The sequence below is a fragment of the Actinocrinis sp. genome (assembly GCF_035650855.1).
Classification (GTDB): Bacteria; Actinomycetota; Actinomycetes; order Streptomycetales; family Catenulisporaceae; genus Actinocrinis.
Genome location: NZ_DASRGV010000380.1, coordinates 1 through 11280 on the forward strand (window position 1 = coordinate 1; position 11280 = coordinate 11280).

At 71.0% G+C, this 11280-nt stretch carries 6 protein-coding genes; 3 read left to right on the top strand and 3 right to left on the bottom strand.

Annotation, left to right across the window (positions count from 1 at the left end):
• Nucleotides 1-2305: NPCBM/NEW2 domain-containing protein (locus VFB40_RS26750; protein WP_324855480.1), on the top strand; the 2305-nt coding region annotated here is incomplete at its 5' end.
• Between the two features lie 67 nt (nucleotides 2306-2372).
• Here the strand turns inward: VFB40_RS26750 and VFB40_RS26755 are convergent.
• The gene (locus tag VFB40_RS26755) at nucleotides 2373-3290 is read right to left on the bottom strand and encodes a DUF4436 family protein (RefSeq protein ID WP_324855482.1); all 918 of its coding nucleotides are present in this window, start codon (nucleotides 3288-3290) and stop codon (nucleotides 2373-2375) included.
• An 81-nt stretch (nucleotides 3291-3371) separates the two neighbouring features.
• Complete coding sequence (locus VFB40_RS26760) at nucleotides 3372-5837, bottom strand: glycoside hydrolase family 3 N-terminal domain-containing protein (protein ID WP_324855484.1); 2466 nt, start codon at nucleotides 5835-5837, stop codon at nucleotides 3372-3374.
• A gap of 264 nt (nucleotides 5838-6101) precedes the next feature.
• On the opposite strand from VFB40_RS26760, the gene VFB40_RS26765 reads away from it, so the two are divergent.
• Together VFB40_RS26765 and VFB40_RS26770 are read left to right on the top strand one after the other, a co-directional pair.
• The gene (locus VFB40_RS26765) at nucleotides 6102-6923 is read left to right on the top strand and encodes an SAM-dependent methyltransferase (protein WP_324855486.1); all 822 of its coding nucleotides are present in this window, start codon (nucleotides 6102-6104) and stop codon (nucleotides 6921-6923) included.
• Entirely contained in the window at nucleotides 6920-9133 is a 2214-nt protein-coding gene (locus tag VFB40_RS26770) for a putative bifunctional diguanylate cyclase/phosphodiesterase (protein WP_324855488.1), read from the top strand. The genes VFB40_RS26765 and VFB40_RS26770 overlap by 4 nt, the downstream gene beginning before the upstream one ends.
• Before the next feature lie 30 nt (nucleotides 9134-9163).
• Here the strand turns inward: VFB40_RS26770 and VFB40_RS26775 are convergent, their stop codons facing one another.
• Nucleotides 9164-11137, bottom strand: coding sequence for a glycosyl hydrolase family 28 protein (locus VFB40_RS26775; RefSeq protein WP_324855490.1), 1974 nt, complete (start codon nucleotides 11135-11137; stop codon nucleotides 9164-9166).
• Nucleotides 11138-11280 lie beyond the last annotated feature (143 nt).

Sequence of the window (11280 nt, forward strand, 5' to 3'; positions counted from 1 at the left end):
GCAGCTGCAGTACTCCACCTCGCAGCTGATGACCTCCGAGACGATCGGCAGCCGCGATATCGCAGTGCTCTACGGCGACCAGGGCACCGACGGCGAGACCGTGCTGCACTACGCGAGCCAGCCCACCGTGCAAAGCATCGGCGGCGCGGTGAAGGCGACCTGGGACGCCACCACCGGCGACCTGCGGCTGAACTACAAGCACGACGGCCTGACCCGGGTCACCGTCAGCGGCGGCGGCTCGCGTCCGCTGCTGCTCCTGCTCGCCGACAAGCCGACCGCCGAGACCTTCTGGACCCTGAACACCGCGACCGGCCCGGTGCTCGTGCGCGGCACCCACCTGCTGCGCACCGCCACCAGCAGCGACGGCGGCAAGGCGCTGGAGCTGACCGGCGACAACGGCACCGACCCGGCCATCGAGGTGTTCACCTCGGCCCGCTCGGTCATCTGGAACGGCCGCGGCATCCACGCCGCGCTCTCCGCCACCGGCAGCCAGGTCGGCTCCGTCGCGACCGCGGCCGCCGTCACCCTGCCCGCGCTCACCGACTGGAAGTACCAGGCCGAATCGCCCGAAGCGCAGCCGGGCTTCGACGACTCGAGCTGGCCGGTCGCCGACAAGACGAGCACCTACAGCGTCACCGGAACCGGCTCGCTGCCCGTCCTGTACGCCGACGACTACGGATTCCACACCGGCAGCACTTGGTATCGCGGCAGGTTCCGCTACTCGCCCGCGGCCACCGGCGTGCACCTGGTCTCCGACTCCGGCGGCGGCGCGCAGGCCTTCTCGGTCTGGCTCAACGGAGTCTTCCTCGGCAGCTCCACGACCGGCAGCGGCGACTTCGCCTTCCCGGCCGGATCGCTGAACCAGACCGGCGACAACGTCCTCTCCGTGCTCACCGTCAACATGGGTCACGAAGAGGACTACAACTCCACCAACAACAACACCTCCGCCCGCGGCCTGACCAGCGCCTCTCTCAACGGCGCGCCGCTGACCTCGGTGACCTGGCGGCTGCAGGGCGTGCGCGGCGGCGAGCAGGAGATCGACCCGGTGCGCGGCCCGCTGTCCACCGGCGGCCTCTACGGCGAGCGGGCCGGCTGGCCGCTGGCCGGCTTCAACGACTCGACCTGGAAGCCGGTCAGCCTGCCGACGAGCAACACGACCCCGGGCGTCGGCTGGTACCGCACCACCGTGGACCTGAACCTGCCGAAGGGGCAGGACACCTCGCTCGGCCTGACGATCGCTGACGACCCGTCGAAGAAGTACCGCGCCGAGCTTTACGTTAACGGCTGGATGATTGGAAACTACGTCAACTACCTCGGTCCGCAGCACAGCTTCCCGGTGCCGAACGGCATCCTGAGGACCAACGGCCGCAACACCATCGCGATCGCGGTGTGGAACCTGGACGGCAGCACCGGCGGCCTCGGCACCGTCGCGCTGACGAACTACGGGAGCTACGCGTCGTCGCTCGATGTCCGGCCGGTCTATAGCCCCGGCTACGACAGGGCGAAGTACGCGATGCCCGAGGCTCCCGGCGCGAACGTGAGCCTTCAGGTGCCCGACACCGCGCAGCCCGCGACGGCCTTCACCGCCACCGCGACGGTGTCCGTCCCAACTGGACATGGCAGCGCCACCAACCTGGTTCCGTCGCTGACGCTTCCGGCGGGCTGGACGGCGAGCGCGCCGAGCCCGGCGTCGGTGAGCAAGCTCGAAGCTGGAAAGTCGGCGACGTTCACGTGGACGGTGCAGCCTTCGTCCGGCTCGCAACCAGCGGCAGCCGCGCTCACGGCGAGCGTCAGCTACAGCAAGCGCGGAAAGCACCAAACGGCCAAGGACGAGCGCATCGTCGGCTTCTACGTGCCGCCCGCGGCAGGCAGCGACTACGTCAGCGACCTGCCGTTCATCTCCGCCACCAACGGCTGGGGCCCGGTCGAGCGCGACATGAGCAACGGCGAACAGGCGGCCGGTGACGGGCACCCGATCACCATCAACGGCGTGACCTTCACCAAGGGTCTCGGCGTCCACGCGAACGGCGACGTAAAGGTCTACCTCGGCGGACACTGCACCACCTTCACCGCCTCGGTGGGCGTGGACGACGAGACCGCCGGAGCCGGCAGCGTCACCTTCAGCGTGCTCGCCGACGGCAAGACGCTGACCGCCACCCCGGTCATCCACGGGCATCAGGCGGCGACAAGCCTGAGCGTCGATCTGACCGGTGCTCAGGTGCTCGACCTGGTGGTCGGAGACGGCGGCGACGGCAACGCGCACGATCACTCCGACTGGGGAGGCGCGCAGATCACCTGCTCGTAGTCCCCGCTGAGCGCGTCAGGTCCGGTCAGGGCGCGGCCGGACCTGACGTATGTTCAGGGGGCGTCTGTCAGGGCTCGTCTCTGTGGTGCTCGACGTGCAAGCCCGCGACCGCCGCCCACGCGACGCTGGCCACGGTTACTGCTTCGGCCCAGAAGAAGGCCGCATAGTCGATGATCGATCCGATCGGCGGGCTGCCCGGAGCTGCGTTGCGCAGGCCGACGAGCGCGAACACCGTGGCGGCCATCCACGCCATCCCGGGCCACACCAGCCCCAGCCGGCGCCGCACCATGACCGAGGCTCCGCCGAGCACCGCCAGCGACATCGCCCACATCGCCGCCATCATGAACCAGGCCAGGATGAACGTGCCGCGCGAGCGGCCGATCTCGGTCTCCAGCAGGATGCCCTGGGTGGCCGCGACCGCGGAGCGGGGATGGACCGAGAAGAACGGATCCCGGTTCTCGAAGTCCATCGCCACGGGGACCGGTGTGCCGTCGTCCGCCGAGGCGGCCCACACGATGTCGGCGGAGTAGTGGTCGAAGGGGTAGTCGGTCGGCGTGCCGTCGCTGAGCGGGACGTCGATGTGCTGGAGCGCCGGGATCGTGCCCTTCTCCAGGGTGACGCTGCTCTGCGCGAGTGACGGCGTGTAGAGCCGCACGTTCTGCGCCATCTCGCCGACCGCCTCGTCGGCGGCCAGGGCGCCGCGCGGCGAGGGCAGGACGCTGAGCACCATCTCCTCGCCCGCGACGTCGACCCGCTGCACCCGCACGGTCAGCTCGAGCCGCGCGCCCTGGCCGGCCGTGCCGACGTAGCTGAGGTGCTGGCGGTCGTTGCGCTCGTTGATGTACGCGAGGATTCCGGAGGCGACCAGCGCCGCGCCGACCAGCACGACCGCCACCGAGATCAAGACGCTGCGGCGAAGGCGTCTGCGGGTCGGCGTGATCGGGTCGACTTCGGCTTGTTGGTCGGTGATCGAGGATTCCGGCACGAAGCCACGTTAACCGGTGGACGTAGGATGCAGCGGCGGCACACCGGCCGGTCCGGCCGGCGTACCGCCGCTCGTGTCGCGTCAGCGAATGGTGAAGTTGGCCGACAGGTCGACGTCGTACGGCGTCGTGTCGTCCTTGTCGAGCTGCACGATGTAGCCGCCCGGCTCGACGCTCGGCGGGGCCGCGCTGTTGATGTCGCCCTGGCTGACGCCGAGAGCGGAAGCCGGGAACGTGACGTGCACCTGCTTGGACTGGCCCGGGTTCAGCGTCACCCGCGCGAAGCCGACGAGGCGCTGCGGCGGCACGACCACGGCGCTGACCGGCTGCGCCACGTACACCGGCACGATGTCGGTGCCGGCCACAGAACCGGTGTTGGTGACCGTGAAGGTGGCCGTCGCGTTGCCGTGCGTCCGGACCGTCGGCGTGACGGTCAGGGCGCTGTTGGTGAAGGTGGTGTAGGAGAGCCCGTACCCGAAGGGGTAGAGCGGGTTGTAGGAGTGCCCCGGACCGGACCCGGTGCCCGGCAGCTGGTCGAAGAACTTCGGCTGGTCGCCGAGCGGGGAGGGGGCGCCGCCGTTGAAGTCGCCGCCGACGCCGGGGGCGTCCGACGGCCAGCTCACCGACAGCTTGCCGCTAGGGTCGATCTTGCCGAAGATCGCGTCCGCGACCGCCTGACCGGCCTCGGTGCTGCCCTGATAGGCCATCAGCACCGCGTTCGCCTTCTCCGCCGGGCCGAGCCCGACCGGTCGTCCCGCGATCACGACCACGATGACCGGCTTCCCGGTGCCCTCCAGCGCGGTGATGAGCGCCTGCTGGTCCGGCGCCAGCGCCGGAGCGGGGTTGTCGCCGAGCCCTTCCGCGTAGGCCTTCTCGCCGACCGCGACCACGTATGCGCTCGCGCTCGACGCGTCCGCCAGTGCGGTGGCCTGGTCGGGCGCGTACACGGCTGCCGGATCCTCGGCCTTGATTCCGCCGAGCACGGTCGTGCCTGGCGGGATCTGGTTGGCCGGTCCCATGCAGCACACGTGCCCGGCGCCGAAAACGCCCTGCCAGCTCACGCTCCAGCCGCCGAGCTGATTGGTCATCGAATCCGCGCTCAGACCGGTGACCACGACCTTGCTGTCGGGGGAGAGGGGCAGCACGTTGCCCTGGTTGCGCAGCAGCGTCATCGACTCCTGCGCGGCCTTGAGCGTCTGGTCGCGCCCGGCGGTCACCGCGGCGTCGGCCGCGTTCGGGTTCACGCAGGGCTTGGCCGGGTCGGCCACGCACGGCTGGTTGAACAGGCCGAGCTGGAACTTCATGGTCAGGATCCGGCGCACCGCCTGGTCGATGCGGGCCTGCGGGATCTTGCCGGTGTGCACGTCCTGCAGGATCGCGGCCTGCCACTGGTCCGGGTTGGAGACCTGCATGCTCATGTCGACGCCGGCGTTGACCGCGGCGGCGATCGCGCCGGGCAGGTCGGCGGCGATGTGGTACGTGCTCTGCAACGCGGGCACGTCCTGGTAGTCGCTGATCACGACGCCCCGGAAGCCCATCTGGTCACGCAGGATGTCGGTCAGCAGGTAGTGCGAGGCGGTCGCCGGAACGCCGTTGATCGACCCGGAGTCGACCATCACGGCCCCGGCCCCCGCGTCGATCCCGCCCGCGTAGGAGGGCAGGATCGTGTCCTGCAGGTAGTTCAGCGGCAGCAGCGCCTCGTTGCGGTCGTGCCCGTTGACCGACTGGGAGTAGCCGGCGAAGTGCTTGACCGTGGCGCTCACCTTCAGCCCGCCGCCGGCCGAGGCCGCCTGCAGGCCCTTGATGTTCGCGGCGCCCATCGCGGCCGAGAGCGCGGGCTCCTCGGCCCAGGTCTCATAGGTGCGGCCCCAGCGGTTGTCCCGGGAGAGGTCCTGCACCGGGGCGAAGTCCCAGTTCCAGCCGGTGGCCCGCAGCGCGTTCGCGGTCACCTCGCCGCCGGCCTGCGCGGCCGCCGGGTCCCAGGTGGCGCCCATGCCGATGGACTGCGGGAACAGCGGGGCCTGATAGGGGTGCCCGAAGCCGTGCACCGCGTCCACGCCGAAGACGACCGGGATGTGCAGCCGCGAGTTCTTGATCGCGTACCGCTGGATGATGTTGTACTCGGTGGCCCAGTCGGCGCCGGTGTTGCCGACCCCGCCCTTGCCGGTGGTGTCCGGCGGGTTGTTGGTGCCGCCGGCCAGGATCGAACCGACGTGCTGGTCGATCAGGATCTTCTGCATGCACGCGGTGTTCGGCAGGTTCCAGCCGTTGTCCGCGCAGGTCGCGCTGTTCGGGTCGGTGAGCGTGGTGACCAGCTGCTGGTCCATCTGGCCGACCTTCTCCTCCAGCGTCATGGCGCGCAGGAGGGCGTCGACCCGGGCGGACGTCGGGCGGCTCGCGTCCAGCCAGGGCGCGATGGAGGAGCCGGCGGCTGAGCTGTTCACCAGCGCGGGGATCGCGATGCCGGCCGCGGTCACGGCGGCGGTGGCGATCGCGAGGGTTCTGCTTCGTCTGCGCAAAGGCGGGCTGATCTCGCCTGAAACGGACATGGCGCGACCTCCTCGTTCGGAATAAGAGTCCTGCTGTTCAGGCCGGAGGAAGGCGGGAGCTGACGGGCCGTTTATTCGCGCTGTGATTTAACCGATACGGGAGCCGTGCGTCAAGACGTCGGACCTGTTCCCGATCGGGCGGGCTCCGGATGGCCAGAACGGGGTCTTATATCAGGGTCTCCCGTCGTCGTATGCTCGCTCGGAGAAACGTCGCTGGTCCGTCTGCGGCCGGTGGCGGCGCGTCGCCGTAAGAAGGGCAGCACCGTGTCGCATCGCCCAGCGTGGGCTCCGGACGAGATCGATCTGGAACGCCCGGCGCCCGCTCGAATGTACGACTACTACCTGGGCGGATCGCACAACTTCGCCGCGGACCGGGACCTGGCCGAGAAGGCCCTTGGCGCCTGGCCGGAGCTGCCGCAGGTGACCCGCGCGAACCGGGCGTTCCTGCGCCGGGCGGTCACCTTCCTGGCCGGGCGGGGGATCGGGCAGTTCCTCGACCTGGGCTCCGGGATCCCGACCGTGGGGAACGTGCACGAGATCGTCGCCGCGGTCAACCCGCGGGCGCGCACCGTCTACGTGGACAGCGATCCGGTGGCGGTGGCGCACAGCCGGGTGCTGCTGGCCGAGACGCCGAACGCCAGGTTCGTCCACGCCGACCTGCGCGACCCTGATCGGGTGCTGGCCGATCCCGCCCTCGACGGCTTCCTGGACTTCGGCCGCCCGGTCGCGGTCCTGATGTTCGCGGTGCTGCACTTCGTGCCCGACACCGACGATCCGGCGGGCGTCGTCGCCGCCTACCGCCGGGCGAGCGCCGCGGGTTCGTACCTGGCGGTCAGCCACGGCACCCGAGACTACTTCCCCGAGCGGATCCGCAGCCTGGAGCAGGTCTACTCCCGCTCCAGCGCGACGATGACCATGCGCAGCCACGCCGAGATCACGGCCCTGATGAGCGGCTACGAGCTGGTGCCGCCCGGGCTCACCGACATGACCCGGTGGCGCCCTGACGAGGAGGCCGCGCTTCCGGACCCGCTGGACGGCGACGTGAAGCGATACTCGGGTTACGGCGCCGTAGGGCGGCTGGAGTGAGCGAGAGCGCCGGGGACCTGCCGTCGGCGTGGGCGGGGGCCCTGGCCGCGGCCGGCTCGGTGCCGATGAGCGCGGCCGAGACGCGGGCGCTGGCCGCCGTGCTTGCGGACTGGGTCGGCGACGCGTTGACCGATCCGGTCGCGGCACGCAAGGCCGGCAGCGCGGTGGGCACGGCGCTGATCGACTCGCACCACACCCAGCCCGAATCGCTCGCCGCGTCGATCGCAGTCCTCTCCGATCACCTGCCCACCGAGATCGACTCGGCCGTGCGCACCGCCCTCTACGCGGGACTGGCCGCCGGGTACGCCGAGGGCCTGCGTGACCGCACCCGCCGCGAGCAGGAAGCGATCCGCATCGCGGTGCTCGACGCGCACCGCACCGGCGAGGCGCGGTTCCGGGCGGTGTTCCGCGGCGCGGCCCTCGGCATCGGCATCGCGGACGGCGAGGGCCGCATCCTGGAGATCAACGAGCCGCTGGCGCGGATGCTCGGCCGGGACGCCCGCGCCGCCCGCGGCCTGGAGATCAGCTCCCTGCGGCTGCCCACCGACCCGCCGGAGTACTGGGAGCACTACCGGGCGCTGCTGGCCGGCCGGCGGCGCCAGATGACCGGCGAGAAGCAGTTCGTGCTCCCCGACGGCGAGGTCATCTGGGCGCGCATGCGGGCCAGCAGCGTGATCGGGGACGACGGCAAGACGGCGCTCATGGTCGGGCTGTTCGAGGACGTGACCGAGCGGCGCGAGATGACCGAGCGGCTGCGCCACCAGGCCACCCACGACCCGCTGACGGGGCTGCCGAACCGCACCCTGCTGCTCGAAGAACTCGCCGCCACACTGAACGTCCGCGACGGCCGCACCGAGGTCGAAGACGTCGAGGACACGGACGACGGGGGCGGCGACGGAGCCGACTTCGCTGAGAGCGACGCCGCTGACGTGGCTGGCGAGCCGGACGAAGCTCGGCGCATCGCGGTGTGCTTCCTCGACATCGACGGCTTCAAGGCGGTCAACGACACCCTCGGCCACGACGCCGGCGACCGGCTGCTCATCCAGATCGCCGCCCGGCTGCGCGAGGCCGTCGAACCGGACGCCCATCCGGTGGCCCGGATGGGCGGCGACGAGTTCGTCATCCTGCTGCCGGACACCGCCGGCCCGCAAAGCGCGATCGACGTGGCCGAGCGGGTGCTCGCGGCGATCCGCGAACCCGTGCTGCTCGACGGGCGCGAGCTGAGCGTCACCGGCAGCATCGGGATCGTCGAGCAGCCGGTCGAGGGAGCCGGACCGAGCGAGCTGCTGCGCGCCGCCGACGTCACGCTCTACTGGGCCAAGGCGGCCGGGCGCGACCGCTGGGCGCTGTTCGACGCGCAGCGCAACGCCCGGCAGGTGGCCCGCTACGCGCTCTCCCAGGAACTGCCCGGCGCGCTCGAACGCGGCGAGCTGTTCCTGGAGTACCAGCCCATCGTGGACCTGGCCGACCAGCGGGTCCGGTCGCTCGAGGCCCTGGTGCGCTGGAACCATCCGCGGCTCGGGCTGCTCGGCCCCGGCCGGTTCGTGCCGCTGGCCGAGGAGACCGGCGCCATCGTGGCCCTCGGCCGCTGGGTGCTGCGCCGCGCGGTGGCCGACGCCGCGACCTGGCCGCGCCCGCCGGACGGCGCGCCGGTCACCGTCTCGGTGAACGTCGCGGTGCCGCAGGTGCGCGACCCCGGACTGGTCCGCGAGGTCCACGACGCGCTGGAGGCCGGAGGGCTGCCCCCGGCCCGCCTCCAGCTGGAGCTGACCGAGAGCGCGGTGATGGAGCCGGGCCGGCGCGGAAGGCCCGCCGTCCAGCGGCTGCGGGAGCTCTCCGACCTCGGCGTGCGCATCGCCATCGACGATTTCGGCACCGGCTATTCGAACCTGGCCTACCTGCGCAGGCTGCCCGCGCACACGCTGAAGATAGACGCCTCGTTCGTCAAGGGGCTGATCCCCCCGGCCGCGGCGGACGGCGGCGGCGCGCAGGAGAGCTCCGAGGAACCGATCGTCAGCAGCCTGATCAACCTGGCGCGCGCCTGCGGCATGATGGTGATCGCGGAGGGCGTGGAGACCGGGGCGCAGGCCGAGGCGCTGCGCAAGCTGGGCGCGGACACCGGGCAGGGCTACTACTTCTCCCGCCCGCTGCCCGCCGACCAGGTCCCCGCGCTGATCCTGTCAGGGTTCGGCGAGGCGGGCCGCCAGTAGCCGCACCGGCGGCCCGCCGTTTGCGTGCGGTTACAGTCCCGGCCAGCTCGGGAAGCTGGCGCAGCCGGGCACGCTGCCGGAGCCGGTGAAGCTGGTCACCGTGACGCCGGTGCCCGTGGGCGCGATGTTGGCGTTGTACATCCGGATGTTGGCGTACTGCGCGGCGACCTTGGTCGCGTCGAGCTGGACGTTCTCCAGGGTCAGGCCCAGCGGATACGCGGCCGAGTAGCCGTTGAGGGTCGACTTGCCGGACGAGGAGTTGACCGCCTTCAGGCCGTTGATGGTGATGTCGGCGAAGTTCGGGACGGTCGAGCCGTTCCCGCTCAGGTACTGCGGGTCGATCAGGATCAGGTGCTCGACCCCGGTCTCACAGGTGTTCACGAAGCTGACTCCGGACACCGTGCCGCCGAAGCTGGTGTCGCTCTTGACCCGCACGCCGTTGTTGCTGGAGGCGGTGTTGCCGTGGATGTCGGTGCCGCCGTGGATGTAGTTGCCGGAGAAGGTCACGTCCTGCACGCCGCCGTTGGTCTGGCTGCCGACGGACAGGCCGTGGATGCCCCAGAAGCTGGTGTTGCTCACGGTGATGTGGCTGGCGGCGCCGCCGGCGTCGGCCTTGACCGCGACCCCGTCGTCACCGGTGTTGATATAGCTGTCGGTGATCAGCACGTTGCTCGCGCTGTCGGGATCGAAGCCGTCGGTGTTGCGGGCGTTGTCCGGGTTGTCGATCCGCACGCCCCAGGCGGTGAACCCGCTGCCGCCCTCCAGCAGCACGTTGAACATCGGCGAGTTCGTCAGGCTGATGTGATACATCGTCACGTCCGAGGCGCCGAAGACCGTGATCAGCTTCGGGTTCTCCTGCTGCGTGCTGGTCTTGCTGTGCGCGGACTCGGCCAGCGCCCACCAGGTGGTGCTGGTGCCCAGCATGTCCTGGTCGCCGCGGCCGTTGATGACGCCCTGGCTGCCCGAGGCGCTCTGCGTGCCCATCACTCCCGAGTTGTTGCCGCGGACGGCGATGAACGGCACGCAGCCGGTGGCGGTGCCGAGCGTGCTGCCGTCGGAGGCGCCGAGGGTGCCGCACTTGGGCTGGCCGGAGACCTGGTAGTCGGCGGGGTTGCGGGAGGCGTAGAGCGTGACTCCGGAATCGACCAGCAGCACCTCGCCGGCGTTGACCGTCAGCGGGCCGGAGAGGAACGCGTCGTTGCCGCCGCTCGCGGTCAGCTCCACCGCCTTGCCGGTCCCGGCGCAGCTGTTGAGCGCCGCCTGGATGCGCGCGGTGTCCGGGGGCGCGGACTCCTGCGCGCTGGTGAACTGCTCGTTGGCCGGCTTGGCCAGCTGCGCGGCCACCGGGGTGCAGGTGCCCGGCACGCTCGGCTCGCCGGGCTGCGGCGGAGTCGGGCTCGAACTCGGTGAGGGCGAGGCGGAGGCGGAGGCGGACGCGCTCGGCGCCGAGGTGGAACCCGAGGCCGCATTGAGCGTCCACAGCTTGGTGGCGCTGCTGTCGCAGCTGTTCTGCACCACCAGGGTTCCCGCCGAGGTGCCGCTGCCGGAGGCGTTCATGCACTTGGCCGCGTTGACGTCGATGAGCTGGTAGTTGCTTCCGCTGGCGTTCAGCGTCCACTGCTGGTTGGCGGAGCCGTCGCAGGACTGCTGCTGGACCGCCTTGCCCGCGCTGGTCGAGGCGCCCGCGATGCCCAGGCACAGGCCGCTGACCGGCGAGGCGATCGTGTAACCGGTGCTCGCGCTCGTCAGGGTCCATACCTGGTTCACGGACCCGGCGCAGCTCTGCAAGTCGACCTGCACGCCGGCGGTCGTGCTCGAACCGGGCAGGTCCAGGCACAGGTGGCTGCTCCCGGCGTCGACGATGGTGTAGCTGCCGGGCCCGGCCGCCGCGCTCGCGGCGGCCGGCAGCACCACGACCGCGAGAGCGCCGGCGAGGGTGGCGGCGGCCGCAGCGGCGACGGCTGCGAGCGCGCGAGTGGGACGGGTTCCGCGGCGGAACCTCATGACATGACCTCCACGGCCTACATATATAAGGGGGCGAATATGGCCGCCACCCTCATAACGGCCGTGTCGCGAAAAACTTCGCGAGGAGGAAAGTACGTCAGCCGCCCGGGGTTGGCAAGCAGCCGCCCGCCGCCCGCGCGGCC

Coding starts and splice junctions, on each gene's coding strand:
- VFB40_RS26760 (WP_324855484.1), bottom strand. CDS start 5,837: ATGTCCGTTTCAGGCGAGATCAGCCCGCCTTTGCGCAGACGAAGCAGA.
- VFB40_RS26775 (WP_324855490.1), bottom strand. CDS start 11,137: ATGAGGTTCCGCCGCGGAACCCGTCCCACTCGCGCGCTCGCAGCCGTC.